Annotated in this window: 22 protein-coding genes and 1 tRNA gene; 5 read left to right on the forward strand and 18 right to left on the reverse strand. The window is 40.1% G+C overall.

Annotation, left to right across the window (positions count from 1 at the left end):
• Window positions 1-219 precede the first annotated feature (219 nt).
• Together ASJ81_RS22370 and ASJ81_RS18780 are read left to right on the forward strand one after the other, a co-directional pair.
• Window positions 220-480, forward strand: a complete 261-nt coding sequence (locus ASJ81_RS22370; protein ID WP_141241810.1) for a hypothetical protein — start codon at window positions 220-222, stop codon at window positions 478-480.
• 181 nt (window positions 481-661) lie between these two features.
• Window positions 662-1,513: a UbiA family prenyltransferase gene (locus ASJ81_RS18780; protein ID WP_095645689.1), complete on the forward strand. Its 852-nt coding sequence runs from the start codon at window positions 662-664 to the stop codon at window positions 1,511-1,513.
• Between the two features lie 535 nt (window positions 1,514-2,048).
• Here the strand turns inward: ASJ81_RS18780 and ASJ81_RS18785 are convergent.
• On the reverse strand, window positions 2,049-2,915 hold the full coding sequence (locus ASJ81_RS18785; protein WP_245860313.1) for a hypothetical protein: 867 nt from the start codon (window positions 2,913-2,915) through the stop codon (window positions 2,049-2,051).
• Between the two features lie 537 nt (window positions 2,916-3,452).
• Between ASJ81_RS18785 and ASJ81_RS18790 the strand changes: the two genes are divergently transcribed.
• From ASJ81_RS18790 to ASJ81_RS18800, 3 genes are all read left to right on the forward strand, one after another.
• Window positions 3,453-3,737 (forward strand): DUF2683 family protein, encoded by a 285-nt coding sequence (locus ASJ81_RS18790; RefSeq protein WP_170943403.1) that lies wholly within the window; start codon window positions 3,453-3,455, stop codon window positions 3,735-3,737.
• Window positions 3,738-3,743: 6 nt separating this feature from the next.
• Window positions 3,744-4,004, forward strand: coding sequence for a type II toxin-antitoxin system RelE family toxin (locus ASJ81_RS18795; RefSeq protein WP_095645690.1), 261 nt, complete (start codon window positions 3,744-3,746; stop codon window positions 4,002-4,004).
• A gap of 710 nt (window positions 4,005-4,714) precedes the next feature.
• Entirely contained in the window at window positions 4,715-5,284 is a 570-nt protein-coding gene (locus ASJ81_RS18800; RefSeq protein ID WP_170943404.1) for an OB-fold protein, read from the forward strand.
• A gap of 62 nt (window positions 5,285-5,346) precedes the next feature.
• Here ASJ81_RS18800 and ASJ81_RS23030 read toward each other — a convergent pair whose 3' ends face one another.
• The 17 genes from ASJ81_RS23030 to ASJ81_RS18865 form a co-directional block, all read right to left on the reverse strand.
• Window positions 5,347-5,514 (reverse strand): hypothetical protein, encoded by a 168-nt coding sequence (locus ASJ81_RS23030; protein WP_170943405.1) that lies wholly within the window; start codon window positions 5,512-5,514, stop codon window positions 5,347-5,349.
• A gap of 1,165 nt (window positions 5,515-6,679) precedes the next feature.
• Window positions 6,680-6,751 (reverse strand) — tRNA-Arg (locus ASJ81_RS18805).
• A gap of 170 nt (window positions 6,752-6,921) precedes the next feature.
• A complete protein-coding gene (locus tag ASJ81_RS18810; protein ID WP_095645692.1) occupies window positions 6,922-7,464 on the reverse strand; it encodes a nitroreductase family protein in 543 nt (180 codons plus the stop codon).
• A gap of 75 nt (window positions 7,465-7,539) precedes the next feature.
• Window positions 7,540-8,547 carry a ketol-acid reductoisomerase gene (ilvC, locus tag ASJ81_RS18815; protein ID WP_095645693.1) on the reverse strand — a complete coding sequence of 336 codons (1,008 nt, stop codon included), beginning with the start codon at window positions 8,545-8,547 and terminating at the stop codon, window positions 7,540-7,542.
• A 266-nt stretch (window positions 8,548-8,813) separates the two neighbouring features.
• Complete coding sequence (gene ilvN, locus ASJ81_RS18820) at window positions 8,814-9,302, reverse strand: acetolactate synthase small subunit (protein ID WP_095645694.1); 489 nt, start codon at window positions 9,300-9,302, stop codon at window positions 8,814-8,816.
• Window positions 9,299-10,990 carry an acetolactate synthase large subunit gene (locus ASJ81_RS18825; RefSeq protein ID WP_095645695.1) on the reverse strand — a complete coding sequence of 564 codons (1,692 nt, stop codon included), beginning with the start codon at window positions 10,988-10,990 and terminating at the stop codon, window positions 9,299-9,301. Before ASJ81_RS18825 ends, ilvN (ASJ81_RS18820) begins: the two co-directional genes overlap by 4 nt.
• A gap of 340 nt (window positions 10,991-11,330) precedes the next feature.
• A complete protein-coding gene (gene ilvN, locus ASJ81_RS18830; RefSeq protein WP_095645696.1) occupies window positions 11,331-11,816 on the reverse strand; it encodes an acetolactate synthase small subunit in 486 nt (161 codons plus the stop codon).
• Window positions 11,816-13,582: an acetolactate synthase large subunit gene (locus ASJ81_RS18835; protein WP_095645697.1), complete on the reverse strand. Its 1,767-nt coding sequence runs from the start codon at window positions 13,580-13,582 to the stop codon at window positions 11,816-11,818. Before ASJ81_RS18835 ends, ilvN (ASJ81_RS18830) begins: the two co-directional genes overlap by 1 nt.
• Before the next feature lie 304 nt (window positions 13,583-13,886).
• Window positions 13,887-15,377: a (R)-citramalate synthase gene (locus ASJ81_RS18840; RefSeq protein ID WP_449288775.1), complete on the reverse strand. Its 1,491-nt coding sequence runs from the start codon at window positions 15,375-15,377 to the stop codon at window positions 13,887-13,889.
• Window positions 15,378-15,801: 424 nt separating this feature from the next.
• Complete coding sequence (locus ASJ81_RS23980) at window positions 15,802-16,170, reverse strand: M48 family metallopeptidase (RefSeq protein ID WP_338037671.1); 369 nt, start codon at window positions 16,168-16,170, stop codon at window positions 15,802-15,804.
• Complete coding sequence (locus tag ASJ81_RS23985) at window positions 16,127-16,519, reverse strand: YgjP-like metallopeptidase domain-containing protein (RefSeq protein WP_245860317.1); 393 nt, start codon at window positions 16,517-16,519, stop codon at window positions 16,127-16,129. The genes ASJ81_RS23980 and ASJ81_RS23985 overlap by 44 nt, the downstream gene beginning before the upstream one ends.
• A complete protein-coding gene (locus tag ASJ81_RS23990) occupies window positions 16,519-18,453 on the reverse strand; it encodes a type I restriction enzyme subunit R domain-containing protein (RefSeq protein WP_245860318.1) in 1,935 nt (644 codons plus the stop codon). Before ASJ81_RS23990 ends, ASJ81_RS23985 begins: the two co-directional genes overlap by 1 nt.
• Window positions 18,398-18,982 carry a DEAD/DEAH box helicase family protein gene (locus ASJ81_RS23995; RefSeq protein WP_338037673.1) on the reverse strand — a complete coding sequence of 195 codons (585 nt, stop codon included), beginning with the start codon at window positions 18,980-18,982 and terminating at the stop codon, window positions 18,398-18,400. Before ASJ81_RS23995 ends, ASJ81_RS23990 begins: the two co-directional genes overlap by 56 nt.
• Before the next feature lie 73 nt (window positions 18,983-19,055).
• On the reverse strand, window positions 19,056-19,658 hold the full coding sequence (locus ASJ81_RS24000; protein WP_245860319.1) for a type I restriction endonuclease: 603 nt from the start codon (window positions 19,656-19,658) through the stop codon (window positions 19,056-19,058).
• Window positions 19,659-19,755: 97 nt separating this feature from the next.
• Complete coding sequence (locus ASJ81_RS18855) at window positions 19,756-20,673, reverse strand: hypothetical protein (protein WP_095645699.1); 918 nt, start codon at window positions 20,671-20,673, stop codon at window positions 19,756-19,758.
• A gap of 519 nt (window positions 20,674-21,192) precedes the next feature.
• A complete protein-coding gene (locus ASJ81_RS18860) occupies window positions 21,193-21,372 on the reverse strand; it encodes a CsbD family protein (RefSeq protein WP_095645700.1) in 180 nt (59 codons plus the stop codon).
• A gap of 719 nt (window positions 21,373-22,091) precedes the next feature.
• Window positions 22,092-22,682 (reverse strand): hypothetical protein, encoded by a 591-nt coding sequence (locus ASJ81_RS18865; protein ID WP_095645701.1) that lies wholly within the window; start codon window positions 22,680-22,682, stop codon window positions 22,092-22,094.
• Between the last annotated feature and the right edge of the window lie 95 nt (window positions 22,683-22,777).

Below are 22,777 nucleotides of genomic sequence, written 5' to 3' on the forward strand. Positions count from 1 at the left end.
TACAGTTCCATTAAAGGTTCTCTAAAAAACTGTGAAACTTCAAAACTTTCCTCAACAAACTTAATATACTGGTTACTGGTATTTTTATTCAAAATCAATTATTTTATGTGTTTTTTCATTTTCAGGCACAGAGTGGAAGGGGAACTTAATTCAGGTTCTTTTTTAACAACGAAGAAATTAGGACTCTCAAAAGCTTTAACAATAAAACGGATGGGAAAAATGATAGAAAATATTTGGATAATTATTCCGAATATAATAGCGTCGTACATGGTCATAGTCAATAAAGCGTTCTATGCCAACGTGGTTTACTGCTTTGGTTACCTTTTATTCATCTGGCATAACTATAACTCAGGTGACAGCTCACAAATGATTTATTTCACAATTTTAGAAGTAATGTCAATCGTTGGGGTTTTCTTATATCTATATACCACCAGAAAAGCAGCTGGAATTAATGACAAGAAGAACAGCAGTAACGGCTGAACCAGGGCCAGGTAAAAGTAATGCAGCAGCCTGTTTCTCTTGCTCTATAAACAAAAGAGGTTAAAAGATTAAAAGAATTAAAAAGTTAAACAGAGTTAAAAAGTTAAAAGTGAATAAAATAATTAAAAAGAATTAAAAATCCACTCAAAAAATTAAAGCATTCCTTACTTATAGTATTTTTATGCTTAGACCGAAAATCCTTGGGCTGTTCCGCTTATTCCGTTTTGAACTGCCATTTACTGCAGGAGTATGCGTAATACTAGGGGAATTACTGGCATTAGGTGCACTTCCTACCACAACCGAAATTATACTGGGGTTTCTAAGTATTTTTTTTATTTCGGCTACGTCTCTCATCATGAACGATTATTTTGATCTCGAAATTGACAAAATAAACGCTCCAGAAAGACCACTGCCGACTGGTCTTGTTACCGAACGAGAGGTCATTTTACTCTCAATTATTGTGGCAGTGCTTGGATTTATTACAGGCTACCTGATTAGCTTAGAGGCTTTACTGATAGTTCTTCTGGTCTGGGCAGTGGGTTTTCTTTACAACTGGAAGTTCAAAAAGGCAGGTCTTATTGGAAATCTTATGGTCAGCTTTTCAGTCGGTATGACTTTTATTTTTGGTGGCATAGCAGTAAACAAACCTTTTGAAACAATAGTCTGGTTTTTCGCAGTCATATTAATGCTTACGGACTTAGGAGAAGAGATTGCAGCAGATGCTATGGATATTGAAGGCGACCGTCAGGCAGGGTCCCGTTCCTTAGCTCTGGTAATTGGCTGTGAAAATGCATTGAAAATCAGCGGAGCAATTTTCTTACTGGTGGTTGCTGCAAGCAGTTTGCCGTTTTTGTTAGGATGGTTAGAGTGGATTTATCTGTTTCCCATCTTACTGATGGATTTGGTAATTCTGTACTCAACAGGTAAATTATTAGACTCGAGAACAGTAAATCGGCGAATTTATATCCGCTGGATATACCTGGCTGGATTGGTCGCATTTTTAATTTTCATAATCATTCGGATGGTCAGGTGAATGTATGATGTCAGTTTGATCGATTCTGATCTTCAAATACCACAAGAATGAGATAGGGACGAGATTTGTCTGCGTTTTCAGGATTCCGTCCTGAAGGTAGGTTAGATCTTTGATATTTTTCCTGAAAATTCCGTCCTTGCCAGTAACGGCTAGCTTTGGGTTACAGCTCCTTAAGTCCGGCTTTTTATAGCTTTTTACTTTAAAAGAGAGGAAAAGAGAGATTTTGAGACAAAATATACCTCTTCTGCTCTCATTATTTCAATTTTCCCAATTGTTCTCATAAAACGCTTAGACCTCTTAAAGGTCGGTCCATCCAAGAGTTTTCATTTTATCAGATTCATTTGCTTTTACTTTCGCCACGTAATAAGCTCCATCCAAATGATTGGAAAGGTTATCACCCTTTATTCTATTTACCTCATTTAATTCAATATTATATACAGTTCCGTAGTAGACAATAATCAGTTCTGACTGAGTTGGCGCCTTAATAAATTGAATATTTCCTTCTTCATACCATTTATTTCAGGGTGCCTTTTCTTCAGTTATTTTCTTCAGTTATTTTGTATTTCATTTCTACAAGTTTCCCTTCTGCAGATGCTTCAGTAGTATTATTCATATCATTCGCATCAGTTTCTTTGGGAATAGGTTGCTGGGAAAGTTCATCCCACTCACCGTCGATAACAGCAGATGTTACATTTTTCTCAGAGACAATTATCTCGATTTTGTGTGGAGTAATAACCTGAATCGTCATCTGGCCTGTCCTATTTCCGTAACCACCCTGCCTGCTCGTAAATGTATAGGTGAGGAAATGCTGTTCAGGTATTGTCTCAAGAATCGTGTGATTTTCAAGCTTCAGGTCAAAGCCATCATAACTATAAGTTGGTGCATTTTCTACCCAGGTTCTGCCTATCCTTTCAGCCTCTTGCGGGGAAGTTGAAAGGGCATATGCTCTAAGTTCAAGCAATTTCGAATCAATTTCTTGCAGTCTTTCAGGCATATAATCAGAAAAGTAAGGGTCTACCTTCACTGTTTTTGTTTTATTTCCCTCGATCAGGCTGATTTCAAGCGTTCCTACATCCGTAACTATAGGCTGCCCTGCATGAGGAGTATAACTATCATTCATCTCAAGGAATTTATTATTCTCAAATAAAGTGATAAGTTCTTTAAAAGCAGTTTCATTGAAGGGCTTTTCATATTTTTTCATGAAATTTCCTTCAGTATCGGATGTGGTAAATACAACTGCTGTGCTATTTACAGTTAGTTCTTGCATCTGCATTTCCGGAAGAGTAAACCCTCCATATGTTTTATGAATTATATTTGCATCTTTTAAAGTCGCATCTTCTGCAGTTGCACCTTTAGAAATCTGAGATTTTTTTTCAGTACATCCAGCTACAAAAATTAACAACAATACAAGCAATATGACAACTACTTTCGTAATCAGAACCCCCTCCTATTTTGATACTTTAAAACTGTACATTCAGAACCTAACTTTCGGAATGCAAACTCATCCTAAAGCCAATAAGCAAGCTCATCCCAAAGCCAATAATGCAAGCTTATCCTAAAGACAATAAGCAAGCTCATCCCAAAGCCAATAAGCAAGCTCATCCTAAGACAATTTTACTTTATATTATAAAAGTCACATAGCTGTTCCAGTTATAGGAAATTCTATACACTATTTGGAATTTGAGTACTTAAGATTTAAGCACCTTAAAATTCAATTTCTAATTTTAGGGAGGCAGTGTGCTACTTTTTCTGTAAAATTAGAAATCTTATAAAGTTTGTGGTTTGAGAATCCAATAGCAAGAAAACTAAGTTTTGCTTAGTATATAAAAATTTGACTTTGAATTTACAGAAAAAAATCGATACACTGCCGTCTAGTCTGACATAGTCGAGAAAATAATCAAATTTTTTGCAACGGAACCTCTAAAATTGCTTCAACATTATGTATATATATGAAATTATTCCATATATATATGAGGTATACATTATAGTTCAAGCAGTTATTCGAATTGATGAAAAAACAAATAGGGTTCTCAATATCATAAAAGCCAAATACGGCTTAAAAGACAAAAGTGCTGCTATCATGCATATGGCTGCTGAATATGAAAAAGAGCTCATGGAACCTGAGCTTAGGCCTGAATTTATTGAAAAAGCCCAGGAAATCATGAAACAGGAACCTATAGATGTCGGAACAATTGAGAACTGGAAAAAAATGCTTAATTCTTGATCTGACATGTATCGGTTACAGGTAAAACCCGAAGTTCAAAAAGTTGTTGAGAAGCTGGCAAAAAAGGATAAGAAGCAAGTTGAAATTATATTTAGTAAGGTAAATGAGATTCTTCAGGACCCACATAGATATAAAAATTTGAGGTTTCCTCTCAATCACTGGAAAAGAGTTCATATTGACTCTCATTTTGTGTTGATTTTCTCTGTAGATGAAAAGGAAAAAATTGTTATTCTGGAATATTACGGCCATCATGACGAAGTCTATTAATGATGATCTTTTCAATTTGGATATTTTGACTTTCTTTCATCCTACAACTGAGGTTTTGCCAGAATTAATGAAAATGCTTTAAAAACCGATAAACGGCCTATAATTTCTTTTTTAGCTAAAAAATTACATCTAATGCCTTTAAAATATCACCGTTGAAAACAGCTTAATACCGAATTCCGTGAATTGACTTAACTAATATTACTTCTGTTTAGTAAAATCACATTTTATATGATTTTTTCTGCAAAATTGCACAGAATTATAAATATTAATGATGTATTTAAAATTCAACTCGAGTTTTTTCCTTTAGTTTCGGATTAAAAGTCACTATAATGAGAGTAAACGGCATAAAATCGCATTAAACTGATTTTAAATTGTCCTGAACAACTTTTTTTGCAAAATAGACCGTTTTATCAACTATTATTGAAAAGTATGAATGCAGATGACAAACTACAAAAATATCAATAAATACAGTCAATAAACTCTACTCTAGAAGGACTGAACCAAATACAAACGATTATATATTTCTCTTCGAATATATAGACATCTTGCAGAAATGAGAATTATCATGGATAAAAATAACAGAGTTTCTATTTATCGGCATGCTTTCTTACATGATAAATTCGATTTGCAAAATGAGAATATAGTCGATATTGATGCCGATTATGAAATTATTATAATAAAACCAAAAACGAAAAATGGAGTTTAAAGCATTGAATAAAATTATTAAAATTATTCTTGGAATTTTTGTCTTATTGTTTATAGTTGCTCTTTTCTCTGGCGGAGATGATAGTACATCAAGTCAGGTCCAAGAACCTGATACAGCTTCTGAAGCAGCAACTGAGCAGAAAAATGTAACCACTTCAAGCAGTAATGAAACTGTTAAGGAGACCACAAGCAGCGAAGAACCTGAAAAAGAAACCTCAAGCAGTGAAGAGCCTGAAAAAGAAATAGTAAGCACTTCGTTTTCGGATTTTGCCCTCTATTCGGACTCTACAGCCACATCTTTACAGAAAGAAAGTTTCTTCGATGATAATTATAAAGGAAAATATGTAACATGGTCTGGCACTGTGTCATCGGTGTCTGAAAGTTATGGTTCATATACTGTGCAAGTAAAACATAAATCCAGTACATTGGTATCAGACGTGATTGTCAAAATGAGGGATGACCAAAAGGATAAATTATTACAGTTAAAAGAAGGAAGCCCAATAACTTACACTGCAAAAATGACCCGATACGGTGACATATTAGGAATGTCTGCTGAAGACGGGACTATTGAATAATTATAAGGTCACCTCCTTTTATTAACTCTCCCTTTAAAATCTGACAGCTTTTTAAGGGGGAGTTACCAAAATTTCCACCATGATTTTTTATTCTCGGTAACCTCTGGTAATAACTTCATGTTTAGTTTACTGTTTTCCTGGATCAAGTTCTGAATGTGTACGGCTTGCTTTTGGGTCACTTCATTAAGCTGGCTGATCGGGTCATCTTTCCTGCCTAGTTGATCACTCATTAAGTCTATCTGCTTTCTCAGGTCTTCTAATTTCTTTGTGATACATAGATATCACTATCAAGAGGATTCTTTGTTCCTTTAATATTTTGAAACTGGATACTTTCTTTCATTACTTAGTTTACAGTTGTTTTCTTAAAATTACTTCTTGTTTGAATAGAGCCATAATTGAAGACCGTCTATTGAGATAAAGGGTAAAATGCAGTTGTTTTAGGGGAAAAGATTAATGCATTTTTGAGTTTTTCCTGGATTCCTTTCTCATTGCGTTTTTGTGTTTCCACTAACAGTAAAAACGCCTCTCATCTAAGCCGCTTTGAGACATTTTTAAAATAAGATGTAAAAGGACATATTCTAAAAGTCAAACAGTAAGCATGAGAATACAATCATGTTTTGACCTATGAGTTCACAAGTTGAAAGTGTATCAGGTTAACTGATAAAAATAATAGTAACTATTCAGTGTATAGTTACTATAGTTATGAACTCAACAATTTACACTTCACTTCTCAGAGAGAACTAAAAATACAATGCATCGAACCGGAAGATAGGTCAGTTCAATTTCAAGTGTAACTCTTTGCGTAAATGACTATAACCCGAATTTGACAGATTCTGTTAATTAATATAGTATTTTCTTACAAAAAACACATTGCTCTGACACATTACCTGTAGGTAAAATGAAAAATGTCAAAAATCAATAAACATCAGAGATAAATGTGAATTGTATGAAAAAACAGAAGCCTGAAGCCCATTTATACATTCTAAAATGTATGCTTCTGTCAAATTCGGGCTATAATTTACTTCTGTTTCTAAATAAAACATTCCAACATCCAGAAGTTCAGAAATATCTGGAATGCATCAAAAATTAATTAGAAGTTTTCCAGCACTACTTTCAAGAGTATAATCAGAACTACGATCAAAAACAGAGTCCACAAAAGTGGCAAAAGGATACGCAGTAAAAAGTACAGTATTATTGCTATGAGAATTAGCTGAACCAAAGATATCCTTCTTCCAGCACGCAAGAAGCGACGATTAAATCCTCTAGACATATATAAGCACCTTTAAAACTGATTCTGTTTTTGATATCTTTGTTATTTACTTTCTGTCTTTATACCCTTATACTAAGAATAATATAAAAATAAAACTATTCATTAAACCCTAATGTTCTAATAAACAGGTCTGCTGGGAATCGAACCCAGGTTCGGAGCTCCGGAGGCTCCAGTGATATCCTCTACACTACAGACCTTCACTATGAAAAAGTTAAGATCAGTCCGTTAACAGATAAAATCATAATCAGTTAACTGGCTGGTTATAGTGCTAAATAGCTTATAAACTTAATCCCTAATTATATTAAAACACTTTGAATTATTTATAACTCATTAAAAGGAAATTTGACCTGAGAATCTCAGGATAGTTTTACTCTTCCCATTTCTGGCCGTACTTTTCATCAAACACTATTTCGGAAAGAGCCCTGCGTGTTGAAGTCCTTTCCTTTGGAACCGGTTCTCCTATTGCAAGAACTGCCATCAGCTCAAGACCGGAAGGACAGTTCAGAATGGAATTGACATTCTCTTTTTGATTCAGGATTTCTCCAAGCCAGACCCCGCCAAGGCCAAGTTCACAGCAGCTGAGGAGCATATTCTGGACTGCAGCCCCTATTGCCTCGAGATCTTTTGTCCTGTTGTAAGAAGTTTCATTGTCCAGAAAAGTAGCAATAAGCAGAGGAGCTCCTGCCACGATACCTGAATAATGCGTGCATTCCGAGAGTTTCTGGATGGTTTCCCTATCTCGGATAACAATAAAGCGCCAGGGCTGGTTATTCAATCCGGAAGGAGCCCAGTGCCCTGAGTCCAGGATTATGTTGATATCTTCCTTGCTAACAGGTTTGTCCGTAAACTCCCGGACACTCCGTCTATTAAGGATAGTGTTAATAACTTTGCTTTCTCCTTTTAATGGCATCATTTTTCCCTCCGGATTGTTTTATACTTCCAGATTTATGAATTTTCTGTCTACAGGCTGTTAACTACTGTAGAATCAGTCATCGTCGATCTTCTTGTTGAGCCAGGGGATATTTGCACGGATCTGCTTTCCGACGACTTCAAGCTGGTGTTCCTTTTCCTGGCGTTCCATCGCTTTGAGTACTGGATGGTTGACCATGCCTTCAAGCACGAATTCCTTAGCAAATTCGCCGTTCTGAATTCTCTTAAGGGCTTCACGCATAGCTTTGCGAGACTCATCATTAATAATCCTGGGACCGACTGTCATGCCTCCGTATTCTGCAGTGTTGGAAACGGAGTGCCACATTCTCTCAAGTCCGCCTTCGTAGATAAGGTCCACAATGAGCTTGACTTCGTGGCAGGTTTCGAAATAGGCCATTTCAGGCTGGTATCCAGCCTCAACAAGTGTTTCAAAAGCGGTCTTGATAAGAGATGCGAGTCCTCCGCAAAGGTCAACCTGTTCTCCGAAAAGGTCGGTTTCGGTTTCCTCACGGAATGTAGTTTCATAGACACCTGCTCTGGTTGCACCAATTCCTTTGGCATACGAAAGAGCAATTTCCCTGGCATTTCCGGTTGCATCCTGGTAGACTGCAATCAGAGCCGGCACTCCGATGCCTTCGGTATAAGTTCTTCTTACAATGTGACCAGGGCCCTTAGGAGCAGCCATGAAAACATCAACATTCTTTGGGGGGACGATCTGGCTATAGTGAATATTGAAACCATGTGCGAAAGCAAGTGCGTTACCGGCTTTCAGATTTGGCTCGATTTCAGAATAATAGACTGAGGCCTGCTTTTCGTCCGGAAGGAGGATCATGATAACATCCGCAGCTTTTGCAGCTTCTGCCACAGTCATAACTTTCAGGCCGTCACCTTCGGCTTTTGCCCAGCTTGAACTGCCGTTTCTGAGCCCGACAATAACATTGAGCCCTGACTCATGGAGGTTGCGGGCGTGAGCATGGCCCTGGCTTCCATATCCCATTATTGCAATAGTTTTGTCCTTAAGTGCATCAAAAGTAGTTTCGTTATCATAAATTATAGTTGCCATGTTTGATTCTCCTGATAAATTTTTCAGTTTTTGAGTAAAACTCCTATTTTTTAGGGGAAGTATAATAATTACGAAATCAATTAGCTTCCCTGAAAATTAATTTGACTTGAGTCAATTTTTAAAAAGTTGCTTATTCATAGAGGGGTAGTTTTGAAGTTTCAGCAGTGAGTGCCTTAATGAAACCTCTCGGGTTTCAAAACGCCTCTAGGCGCCCCAATCTATTAAAGATTATTAAGCAGCTACCTTTCTTTACCTGTCCTTATTATTTAAACCTTATTTGGGCCGCGAACCAGAGCAATTTTACCTGTTCGGGCCATTTCCTTGATACCAAATTGCCGGAGAAGTTTTTCGATTGCCTGTATCTTGCTTTCATCCCCAGTTACTTCAACAGTTATCGAATTACGAGCAACGTCTACAATTCGAGCCCTGAATATATTTGCAATCTGGATAATTTCAGCTCTTGTCGTCACGTCTGCTGTCACTTTGATGAGAGCAAGTTCTCTCTCTACAGTATCATCTCCTTCAATATCCGAAACCTTGATTACATCAACAATCTTATTAAATTGTTTTGTGACCTGTTCGAGGACCTGATCATCTCCCTGAACCACAATAGTCATTCTGGAAATCTCAGGATCTTCAGTAACGCCTACGGCCAGGCTATCAATATTGTATCCACGCTTAGAAAAGAGTCCAGCAACTTTTGCCAGGACTCCAGATTTGTTTTCAACCAGAACAGCAAGGGTATACTTTTTCATTTGTTTCCCTCCAGGCCAATGAATTCATTGATTGCTGCTCCTGCCGGCACCATGGGAAACACGTTTTCTTCACATTCGATAATAATATCAATAACTGATGGACGCCCTGATGCAATAGCTTCTTTGATTGCAGGCCTTACTTCGGACGGTTTTTCCACCCTAAGTCCCAGAGCACCATAGGCTTCGGCAAGTTTGACAAAATCCACGCTACCCTTTATGCAGGTGTGAGAATATCTTCTATCGTAGAAGAGTTCCTGCCACTGCCTGACCATACCCAGATAACCGTTATTCAAAATTACGGAAACAACCGGGATATCATTCTGGACTGCAGTTGCAAGCTCCCGTGAGTTCATCTGGAAAGATCCGTCTCCTGCAATGTTGATAACCGTTTTATCCGGTCTTCCAACCTTTGCTCCTATAGCTGCCGGGAAACCATATCCCATTGTTCCAAGTCCGCCTGATGTAATAAAAGTGCGTGGTTCTTTATACTTGAAGAACTGAGCAGCCCACATCTGGTGTTGGCCAACTTCAGTAACTATAATTGCATTACTACAGGCTTCAGAGATCTGTTCTATAACAAATTGAGGTTTTATGGATTTTCCCTGCTCGTAAGTAAGGGGATATTCCCGCTTCCACTCATTTATCTTCTCGAGCCAGGCTTCGGAATTGCACTGTTTTACATGTTTAATCAGAGACCTGAGAACTATTTTTGCGTCCCCTACTATAGGAATATGTGCAGGCACGTTCTTTGAGATCTCAGCAGGGTCGATATCGATATGGATAATTTTCGCATTAGGAGCAAAGGACTGGAGTTTTCCAGTCACTCTATCATCAAATCTGGCACCGACAGCGATGATAAGGTCGGACCCCTGAACCGAGTAGTTTGCATACTTGCTTCCATGCATTCCGAGCATCCCAAGGTTCAGAGGGTGTTCTGCAGGAATCGAGCCTATGCCCATAAGTGTTGTAGTTACTGGTGCCATCAAGGTTTCGGCAAGCTCCGCAAGTTCGGCGCTTGCATTAGAACTTATCACTCCACCGCCTGCGTAAATTACAGGATTTGTAGACTTTGTAATTTCTTCGGCTGCCTTTTTGATCTGCTGAGCATTTCCACGATATGTGGGTTTATACCCTTGAAGTTTAACGGTTTCAATACTATGATATTCAAATTCACCGTTAATTACATCTTTTGGCATATCGATCAATACAGGTCCCTGCCTTCCGGTAGAGGCTATGTGGAAGGCTTCTTTTACTATTCGTGGCAGATCTTTTGCTTCAGGTACGAGATATCTGTGTTTTGTAATGGGAAGAGTGATTCCGGTGATGTCAGCTTCCTGAAAGGAATCGTTCCCGATAATAGAGTGAGGGACCTGTCCGGTAAGTGCGACTATCGGTATCGAATCCATATAAGCAGTTGCAATTCCGGTTACTAAGTTGGTTGCTCCAGGGCCAGAGGTAGCCATGCATACTCCAGTTTTGCCTGTTACACGAGCATATCCGTCTGCAGCATGTACAGCTGCTTGCTCATGTCGTACAAGTACATGACGAAGAGCAGAATCATAAAGTTCGTCATATATATGGAGCAGTGCTGCGCCAGGATAACCAAACATAGTGGTAACATCCTCTTCTTCAAGGCCTTTTATCAAAGCCCTGGCGCCAGTAACTTTCTCTGGTGACCCTATTGTCATTATAAATCTCCTTAAGTAACTTAGATAGAAACCTCTCAACTTATTTTTCAAACTATAATCTGTGTCCAAACTATAATCTGTGTCCAAACTATAATGTGTGTCTAAAATTGGAAAAAAGAAAGTCAATTGAAAACAGCAACCATCAGCCTGAGTAAAACACTATCATTCCCATCTTAGTTAAGATCTTAGGGCAAAAATTCAAAGCCCATACTTTCATAACTGATGGTTATAACCGTGTTTTTAATTTTTCGCAGGCCGGTAATCGAATATTTTTGACAATTTCATCATTGTCTATAGACTCTTTTTAAATCCTCTGAATTATTACTGTAATTTTTGTGATTTAGACCTTCTTAGAACCACGAACCAGGGCAATCTTCCCTGTCCTGACCATTTCTTTGATCCCAAACTGTCGAAGGAGTTTTTCAATTGCATCGATTTTTCCTTCATCTCCTGTTACTTCAACAGTAACGGATTTGGGAGAAACGTCCACTATTCTTGCCCTGAATATATTTGCAATCTGGATAATTTCGGCTCTTGCAGTTACGTCAGCAGATACTTTGATGAGTGCAAGTTCCCTTTCAACTGCATCATCAACTCCGATATCCGAGACTTTAATAACATCCACGAGCTTGTTCAGCTGTTTTGTAACCTGTTCGAGGACTTGATCATCTCCCTGAACCACAATAGTCATTCTGGAAATCTCAGGGTCTTCCGTAACTCCTACAGCCAGGCTGTCGATATTATATCCTCGTCTTGAGAAAAGCGAGGCTACCCTGGAGAGAACTCCAGACTTATTTTCCACAAGAACTGCAAGTGTGTGTTTCATCACTGTTCCTCCAAGTCGAGAACTCCATCGACTTTTACCTTACGCAAATCGGGCATAGCGCAGGGAGTATCTGCATGCTCTTCAATGTCAAGGATTTCATTGATTGCAGCTCCTGCCGGTACCATAGGGTAAACATTTGCCTCGCACTCGACAATGACTTCAACAACAGCAGGCCTACCTGACCTGACAGCTTCTTCAATTGCAGGCCTTACTTCAGACGGCTTTTCCGCACGCAGTCCAAGGGCTCCGTAGGCTTCGGCAAGTTTGACAAAGTCAACACTACCTTTGATGTAAGTGTGAGAATATCTTCTATCATAGAAGAGCTCCTGCCACTGTCTTACCATGCCCAGATAACCGTTATTCAGAATTACGGAAACGACCGGGATATCATTCTGGACTGCAGTTGCAAGCTCCTGAGAGTTCATCTGGAAAGATCCGTCTCCTGCAATGTTGATAACCGTTTTATCCGGCTTTCCGACCTTTGCTCCTATAGCTGCCGGGAAACCGTATCCCATTGTTCCAAGTCCGCCTGATGTGATGAAAGTACGGGGCTTTTTATACTTGAAGAACTGAGCAGCCCACATCTGGTGCTGCCCGACTTCTGTAACTATAATTGCGTCCCTGCAGGCTTCGGAGATCTGCTCGATAACAAACTGAGGCATTATAACGTCGGGTGAAACCTGTCTATAGTTAAGGGGATACTCTTTTTTCCAGTGGTCTATTTTCTCAATCCATGCTTCGGAATTGCAGCACCTGATATATTTATTCAGGGACTTGAGTACCTGTTTTGCATCCCCGACAATTGGGATCTGGACTTTTACATTTTTTGAGATCTCTGCGGGATCGACATCGATGTGGATAACTCTTGCATTAGGAGCAAAGGATTCGAGTTTTCCTGTCACACGGTCATCGAACCTTGCACCCACGGCAATAATAAGATCGGATTCCTGAATTGCATAATTCGCGTACTTGGTCCCGTGCATTCCAAGCATTCCGACATGCAGAGGATGTTCTGTCGGAATTGCACCTATTCCCAAAAGGGTAGTCGTAACCGGAGCGTTAATTGTCTCAGCCAGTTCTACAAGCTCGGCGCTAGCATTAGAACTTATCACGCCGCCGCCTGCGTATATAATAGGCATGCAGGAATTTGCAATTTCCTCGGCAGCTCGTTTGATTTGCTGAGTATTGCCTTTGTAAGTTGGCTTGTACCCTCTAAGTTCTACTTTGTCAGGATAGTAAAAGTCAATCTCCGCGTTCTGTACATCCTTTGGAAGGTCAATTAATACCGGGCCAGGCCTTCCGGTAGAAGCAATATGGAAGGCTTCTTTTACAATTCTCGGGAGTTCTTTTGCGTCCTGTATGAGGTAATTGTGCTTGGTAATGGGCTGGGTAATTCCCGTAATGTCGGCTTCCTGGAAAGCATCATTCCCTATCAGGAAGGTGGGAACCTGCCCTGTTAAGGCTACAATAGGTACTGAGTCCATATATGCGGTAGCAATCCCTGTTACCAGGTTGGTTGCTCCGGGACCTGAGGTGGATACGCAGACCCCGGTCTTTCCAGTTGCACGGGCATACCCGTCCGCAGCATGAGCTGCTGCCTGTTCGTGGCGCACAAGTATATGACGCAGATTCGAATCATAAATTTCGTTATAAAAGGGAATGATCTGTCCTCCCGGATATCCGAAGATGGTGTCAACCCCTTCTTCTTCCAGGCACTTTATCAGAGCCCTTGCGCCATTAACTTTTTCTGTTGACCCGGTTGTCATTATTTAACTCCTTTTTATTTCTTAACAGTGATTTAACTGGGCACTCACCTGAAAATGAGTGTATTTCCAGTAAGGGTGTGTTCATTAAAAATATTTATCTCTCACACTCACAATTTCTTGTTATTAATTTTGTAAATATATCATAATAGATCATGTATATATGGATAAAGTTTTTTCCTGATCCAGAAACATTAGCAGTGCGCGATTTCAAAAACTTTCCAGAAGGAAAAAGAGGGGAGGGCACAGGAATAAATAAGTAACTATACGCCCTCCTGAGAAATCTTTAAAGTTCATTTTTTTGAAATCACTCAGCTCGTATAAGGCGGTTCATACCGTTCATTACAGCCTCTACTGACGCCATAATAATGTCCGTCCTGGCTCCGCTTGCGGTAACTACCTTTCCATCCTTGGAAAGTTTTACTCTTACTTCTACAAGGGCATCGGTTCCGCCAGTGATCGAGTCTACATGGTATTCTTCAAGGATAATATCTTCCGCACAGGAACTTACAGCTCTCCGGATTGCGTTGATTACGGCATCTACAGGTCCGTTTCCGATTCCTGCCTGTACTATATCTTTATCTTTTACGTTAAGTTTTATCGACGCCGTCGGAGTCACCCGATTCCCGGATACAATTGTAAACTCTTCCAGTTTTACCAGGGGTTCTTTGTAGATATCAAGTACGTTTTCCGCGATAGTCTGGAGGTCAGCATCGGTTACATGTTTTCCCTGGTCACCAATCTGCTTGACCCGGTTGAAAATTTCTTCGATCTGGGCATCGTCAGCCGCAAGCCCCATCTCTTTTAAGGCAAGGGTAATCGAGCTGCGTCCTGCATGTTTCCCAAGTACTATCTGGCGCTGCCTTCCGATATACTCGGGGCTCATCGGCTCATAGGTTGCCTTATCGGCAAGAAGACCATGAACATGAATTCCTGCTTCGTGAGTAAACGCATTTCCACCTACAAGAGCCTTGTTTGGTGATACGGGAATTCCTGTAAGTCGGCTTACAAGCCTTGATATCCGGTAGATCATCTCATGTTTGATACCTGTATCGTATTTGTAGAGCCATTCCAGGCTCATTACTACTTCTTCAAGGGATGCGTTTCCAGCTCTTTCTCCTAACCCGTTTACAGTTACATGGGCCTGTTTTGCCCCTGCCGCCAGAGCAGCAACCGTGTTCGCGGTTGCAAAACCGAAATCGTTGTGGCAGTGAATGCTGATAGGGGCTTTCAGTGAGGAAGAGAGGTCCCTGAAAATTTTGGTTGTCCTTTCAGGTATCAGAAGGCCTACAGTGTCGCAGAAGCATAACCTGTCAGCGCCCGCAGATATTCCGTCGGCATAGAGAGCCTTTAGAAAATCAGGGTCTGCCCGTGAAGCATCTTCCCCACTCAATTCCACAATCAGGCCGTGATCCTTGGCATACTCGGTCACTTCAGCTACGATCTGCCTTACTACATCCCGGTCCTTTTTGATTTTCGTCCTTATATGAAGGTCCGAAACAGGTGCTACAAGGTGGATAGAGTCAACATCACATTCCAGAGCATGGTCAACATCGGACTTTACGATCCTGCAATAACTGCAAATTTCAGCATCAAGCCCTGCATTTGCAACAGCCTTGATAGATTCTCTTTCACCTTCGGAAGTGATTGCAGAACCGGCTTCGATTATTGAGACTCCCATCTCATCAAGTGCTCGGGCGATTAAGAGTTTCTTGTCCTTTGTAAGGGCAACACCAGGTGTTTGTTCACCGTCTCTCAAAGTGGTATCCAGAAAGCGGACATTTTCGAATAATATAATCCCTCAGTTTTTGTTTTATTAAGATAGGTTCTTTCGGCAATCCAGGAAATAATATTAAAAATATATACTCATTATATTATAATATTATGTCCTATTTTGCAAGCTCCAATGTATTAATACAAATATTACATATATTTTTTCTAAGGAGCCTGGTTTTTTCAGGAAGATTTCCGAGTTTACGCCGTGGCTCTTTGAAACTCTTCCTCTATAAGTAGACCATAGTATTTTTAGTTTCCAGTTAACCAAAACGAGGTTGATTCCTTTTCACGGCTCAGAACAGTTTACATAACTAATTAATAAAGTACTGGTAGAATGCCCTTATTTTTACAAAAATGAAGCAAGCAAGTCATTGAACCAACTTGAATGTGCCTCTAAAGAAGTCATGAGGATAGAGGCAGGCAATTTGGGTACAAAGGAAATTGTATCAATAAGCCCATTCCTCGTGGCGGACTGGTAACTGGTTTAGTTTATCCTTGCAGAACTGCCAAAATGGCATGAACTGGTCCATTAGCGTAATAAATCGAACGTTGTGCGTAGGCTCCAGCAGATGTGTCATTTCATGTACGATGGTATATTCGAGACATTCTTTTGGTTTCTTGGCAAGTTCAGTATTGAGTCTAATACTACAGGCTTTGTGATTACAGCTTCCCCATTTCGTTTTCATACGTTGCACAAAAAACCGTTCAACCTTCACGCCCAGTATTGGTTCCAACGTAGCAATTATCGGCGACACAGCTTTCTTGAGTTGATCACGATACCATGGCATCGATAATAGCTTGCTTCTTTTTGTCATCCGCACCAGGTCGCACTCGCAAGATCATCATTTTATGTTTCAATTCGACAGAGGGTACTTCATTGATTTCGATAATTTTAAGCAGATAGCGTCTTCCCCACACGTAATGGCTTTCAAGGTCCAGGTACTCACGATGAGTTTCACGTTCCTGTTCCTGAAATTTTTTCTGTTTCTTTTTGATCCACCCTATCTTGGAAATTGCGAAAACACGAATTGTTTCAATATTCATTCTCAAAGGGGCTGAGATCTTAACCCTACCGGCTGGAGGATACACGCTCAAATGAATGTTCTTGATGTCCTTGAAAACTACGTCTACTGTGATATCACCGAGTTTGATCTGCGTGGTCATCAGTATTCCTTTTGTGCCTTTATAATAATGAAGATACGCTCTACCTCGTCTATATCGTTCAGGATATCGTAAATTGCTTTCTTGATTACCCGTTCTCGAGGTTCAACACCACGCCAGTCGTCGGCCCTTACTCTTTTTATTGTTTCATCGAGTCTCATTGCCATGTCAAGGGCTGGGTCGCTGGGGACTATATATTCGCCGTTTTCTTCTATCTGGTCCTCGAGCCTTTCCCCACGTTTTTTCACGTTGTTGTAGAGCGCCCTTAGAGCAGGGCTTTTCTTCAGCACCTCATTGATATCGTCCTCATGTCCTACTTCCACCTGTTTTACCAGATCCGCAATCCTTTTTAGATATTCTTCATACTCTATTGCTTTGGCCTTCCGTGCCGCTATGATTTCCTCCAGTAGGTCAGACATTTTCTCGTAATAGGCCGGGTCGTTCAGTTGTTCTTTGATTATTTTGCTGCGGACATTGTTCTCGATAGTCTCTGCAACGGCGTTTTTGTTGCCCTTCAATCTATCAAGTTGAGTTGCGATAGCGTTGTCAATTCCCGTTTTTACAATCAAGTCCAGCAGAGGCATGTCCTCAAAAGATGAAACCTTTCTGGGCTCGGATGCCTCGATGTAGGTGTCGATAAGATGGCGCATATCTGCCTCATATGCTTTCAGGTCGAGGCTTTCACCGCTAGCTCTGCGTATGATCTCGCGAATATTCAGGTAATGCTCCAGTAGCTGTTTAATGCGAGAAATATCTGAGTTATTATATCCTGCAGCCTCCAGTTCGTCTGCAATGTTGGCATAGGAACGAGTGAGTGAAGCCGTGGCCTTGTAGAGAGCAGCACGTTGAGTTTCATGTTCCTGGAGGTCAGTTGGGATTTCCGTATTCCCGCAGAAGTAGTGAATGTGTTCCAGTTCTCCCTTGGGCGGCTCAACTGGCTCGCACAGCAGGGCCAGGGTCTCTAAAGCATTTTCAAGGCGTCCCCTGCCTTTTTTCAGGCGGTCCTGCATCAACACTTCCGAGTTAGCGCCGCCAGCGCTGTAGTCAAGCTCTGAGGAATAAACCTGAAGCGCTCCGGTCCCTTTATCGTTGACCAGGTTTTTGAAAAGGTCCTTATAGTCCACAATGTAACCGAACTCTTTGTCGTCTCCGTCCAGCCGGTTAGTGCGACAGATTGCCTGAAATAGACCGTGATCCTTCATTGACTTGTCTATGTAGAGGTAGGTGCATGGAGGGGCATCAAAACCTGTGAGAAGTTTGTCCACAACGATAAGCAGCTTCATGTTCGCAGGTTCCTTGGTGAACAGATCCTTTGCTTTTTCTTCATAGGTCTCTGTTTTTGCCATTCCCGGATTGGTTTCTATATCTTTGAGCAACTCCGAGTAGGTGTTGTAGATGAACTCTTTTTCTGTCTCGGTATTTGCGCCTGTATCCTCTTTTGTCACGTCCTGAGCCTGTGGGTTGTAAGAGGTTACCACGGCACATCTGCCTTTGAAAGATGTTTCCTGTACTTGGAACAGGGTAAAGTATTTGCAGGCTTCGTAAATACTTGAGGCTACCAGAATGGCATTACCGCGTTCGTTTGAAAGGCGAAGTTTCACGCTAAAGTCAAAAATGATGTCACTCACCACCCTCTCCATGCGGGAGCGTGAACTGAGTACTTTTTGCATAGTGCCCCAATGTTTTTTTAGTTCGTCTTTCTGCCAGTCGTTGAGTCCTCTGGTCTTTGCCTCAAACCACGCATCGATTTTTTGCTCGGAGCCAAGACGCTGGTCGATGTCACGTGATTCATAAACTAAATCGAGCACTACTTTGTCTTCTACTGCCTCACAGAATTTGTAGGTATGGATGTAACCACCGAAGACTTCCAGGCTGGTCTGTTTATCCTTCTTGAGCAGCGGTGTACCCGTGAAACCAATAAAAACAGCGTTTGGCATAATTAGCCTTCATTGCCCGGTGCAGTTTGCCACTCTGGCTGCGGTGGCATTCGTCCACGAACACGAAAATATCGCCTACGGTTTTGCTGGGCTGGGATTCCAGATCTCTGATAAATGCATCGAAATCGTCAACCCCTTTACGGCCGAATTTGTGAACCAGGGAGCAGATCAGACGTGGTTTGGCCTGGCCGAGTTTGTTTATCAGTTCGCGACCGCTAGTGGTACGTTTGATAGCCTCTCCTGCATCATTGAAGATTCCTTCTATCTGTTTGTCCAGCTCGTCGCGGTCTGTGACTATCACCACGCGGGCATTGGAATTGCTTTCGAGTATCCATTTGGCAAGCAGAACCATGATAATACTTTTGCCACTACCCTGTGTATGCCAGATAATACCTCCCCTGTGCTGCATAACATGTTTCTGTGCTGCTTTGACAGCGAAATACTGATGAACCCGTGGTAGTTTCTTGACGCCGCCGTCAAAGAGCACGAAATCATGCATCAGCTCTACAAGTCGGTCCTTATTACACATCTTGAGCAGGTACTTATCGAGTTTGAAACGGCTGTTATCTTTTTCGTCTTCTTTCCATTCAAGGAAGTACTTCTCAGGCGTGCCAATAGCACCATATTTTAGACCCTTGGAATTGTTGCCTGCAAAGATGAACTGTACAAGTGCTGAAAAACCATTCGTTGAACTCAGGACGCTGGTTGGATAGGCTCTGGCGGATACCATCACCGATTGTCACGCGGCTGTTTTTCAGTTCCAGCACACCGATTGCAATGCCGTTCACATAGAGCACGATGTCAGGCCTACGTTCTTTGTTTCCCTTGAGAGTCACTTCCTCAGCAATGGCAAAATCATTTTCCTTCGGGTCCTGCCAGTTTATAAGGTAGACGTTATCCGTAACCTTTCCAGCCTCAGTCTTTACAGGAACGCCATAGCGCAACAGACTATAGACAGCCTGGTTATTGCCATACAGGCTTCGGTTGTGGTTGTTTGCTTCGGTCTTCAACCTGTAGAGAGCCACGCCGATTTGCACAGGGGTATAACCACTCTTTGTCAGGTAGGCATTGAGTAGTCCTTCCTCAATGTTACTGTTACCTTTCCGGCCAATCCAGTTTCCAAGATAGTCATAATCAAGCTCGTCACGAAAAAGAGAGATTATTCGGTCCTGGGTGACTCGTTCATTTTTTCCTACAGTAGCCATATTTCGTTACTTCCCGTATAATCGGTACATACAAAAATCCATATTCAGCCATTTGAAAATCAAGGGCCGTTAATTTAATTGGATGGTCTCACATCGGTCATTTCGCGGTATCAGTGCACAAAGCCTGAAACGAGAAATCATGGTAATTATTTGAAATGTGTATTCGAAGCTTATAATTTTGAACTTTATTCTCAGTTAGTTCGTTAAAATAAACGTCAAATGTTTCCACAGCATCAGTAGGTATAGAAGAAATAGTAATAGGTATACGATATTTTATTGGAAGTTTGTCATTTATATCAGGATTGTAAACCATTTTTATACCTTGGTCTCTGCCTACTGAACGTGACCGAAAACCAGGAGAGTCAGTAAATAAATACATATGCGTGATGCTTGGGATTTCCTGTAATGAATTGTTATGCAACTGGAAGTTAAATCTATAACCTAAATTTTTTGTACCTAAATTTCTTATGACAGGAATAGGCTTGGAGAGACAATCTTCTGGAATTTCAGTGAATTTATTAGTACTATATCTTCCTACTGAAGATATTGAAATTAAAATTCGTTTCGAATTATCATCTTTCCCTTTTCTTTTAGATTCACTAATTGCCCAATTTAACCTTGGGGTTAACTCGCTACGTAAACTCTGGATTTTGCTACCGCCATTGCCATAGACAATGTGTTGCTTATGCTTCAGGTCAAATGGGATGTCATCAACTTTTTGGGTTAACAGCAATACTATTTTTCCTAAGGCATGAGCATAACCCACTTCATAAAACACATTTGGGTTTCGACCTGTCATATCCGCAACTATTACATCGGCTTTACTTATTTGATTGAATATTCTCTCAAGAATCCCTTCATTGAAAATTTGTTTATCAACCCTTTCGGCATACGCACCGACTTCTTTTGCAGCCTCTTTAATCCCAAGTTCGTAAATGTCATCAAAATCGCTATTAAAAGGCATTAGAACAAAAATAAATGGCTTAGGAGCAGTGGACAAAGTTTCGTCATTCATTCAAACCAAATAAAAAAGGTTGCATAAAGAAATATAACATTTTTGGTTTTTATCTAACCTGTAAGCAGTTATAATAAAAGACTCGCTTCATTATAGGCGTCATAGAATCAAAAAATCTATCCGAAAAGTCAATGACTGGCGTGTTGCAAAATTACCTTGAGTCAGTACATTTCGGATAGGCTCTTTAATGTATGAATACTCTGATTGAAATATCTGGCACAAACATTCAGATTAATCGAATCTTCCCTGTGAGCAGTTTCTGCATCATTCCCTGCTTGATCTGGCGGGCTTTGGCAAGCTTTTCTTCCAGTGCAGTAATTTCCGCGTCCATGTCGGATAAATAACGTCGATATGGGCATATTGAAAAGCATAAAGTTTTCAGCTAAAAAAAGACAAATTATAGAGTCCTTAAAAGGACAAAGGTTGTTGAATTTTAGATCAACAAATCAGGTTTAAGATATTTTGGGTATTGAATGACCGAATAAAACTGTATAACACAAAGCTCTTTGTTTAAACTCTTTATTTACCAAATACTTTCTTGATCTGCCCCTTCTTTTCCTGTATCTCGCCTTCGGTCTTTTCAGCACTACCTTCGGCTTCTAAATCACGATCTCCGGTTAGTTTCCCTGAAGTCTCCTTGACCTTTCCTTTTGCTTTGTGGTACTTTCCTTCTACTTCATCACTTATACTTGATTTCATTGTACTCCCCCATTTCCCCATTATTTATTTCGACATTTTTAGTCTTATAAAATGTCGCGGTTCAGATATTTTTCAGTAGATCCAAGCCGAAAAACTCCTGAGAATCATCGGTGCTACTTACCGTGATACCCAGTTTAATATTCTTCCTATTATAATAGTGAGCTACTTATTTTAAAAGCTTTGCCTACTTACGTTTTTATATAAGGTATCTTGCCTTACTGGAGTTGTGACACAACTAAATTGGTGTTGTATTGGTTATCCTTCATGCGTCTAAAACTACTATCGATTTGGTTCTGAACTCTAAAGTTCTCACTGGCTACTTTGCAACTTGTTATTGAGTTTATCCCAAAAGCCTCATTTATTCTTAATCGTTGAGAGTTTTCAGAATATATTTCATGATCATGAACTTGATTAATTACTCGAAATACAAGGTCTAAGAAGCAAGTTTTGAGTTTTGGGATGGGCTCACAAATTAATTCTTTTAAAATCATCCAGTAATAATATTTTTGAGGGAAAGAGTGTTGTCACATAGCTTTATAGCTACTCTGTGGCCAACCTTTCCTGAAAAATGAATTTTTTTGTTGAAAATTAGTTTAAGTAAAGAAAGTTCAAAGAATCTTTAATGCGGGAGATGGAATCCCTGAAAAACGGCATAAAGGTAAAAAGGAACAAAAAAGCCAGATAACCGAGATTCGAGTGTTTAGTGATCTCTTAACTCATTATCTTTTTACCAGATCAATAATTTCGATATCCTTTGCAATAAAGGGAATTACATTATGTTCGGCACCTATAAACAGGACTCCGGTTTCTGCAGTCTTTAATGTATTGCTAATCCTGGAGGCTATATACTCATCTCTTTCCAGAAGCAGATTTTTCTTTCTTAATTCGTACCTTCGTTTTGCCTTTTCTCTTTCTTCCAGAGTAGGACTGTTATACATCTCCATTAGCAGATTTCGTTCTTCAATTAGAAGTTCCGGGCTTTCGGTAGCAACGATCTGAGCTCCTTTCTCCACAAGTTTTTCTATAAGCCTGTAGTTTTGGCTTCCTAATTTTGCGGCAGTATACACAATTTTCATTCCAATTTCTCCCTCAGCCGGAAGTCCGTCCTGATAAATTTTCGTATGCTCAAGGTCAAGTTTAAGCCCGAGAATTTCTTTTTCAAGCTCTTCCCAAAATTTCAGGATCTTTTTCTGATTTTCTTCCCATTTGTCTCTTCCTATTCTGGAAATTATTTCTTCTTGAAGTTTTTTGCTCAAAGATCCCATATCTTCTGAAGTGTGAACAATCCTGACATATACAAGTTTTCGCATGATCTCACTTAATATAATCTATTGAATTATAGAATCATAAAATCTATTGAATTATAGAATCAATAGAATCATAAAATCTATTGAATTATAGAATC

The organism is Methanosarcina spelaei, from assembly GCF_002287235.1.
In the GTDB taxonomy this organism is placed as follows: domain Archaea; phylum Halobacteriota; class Methanosarcinia; order Methanosarcinales; family Methanosarcinaceae; genus Methanosarcina; species Methanosarcina spelaei.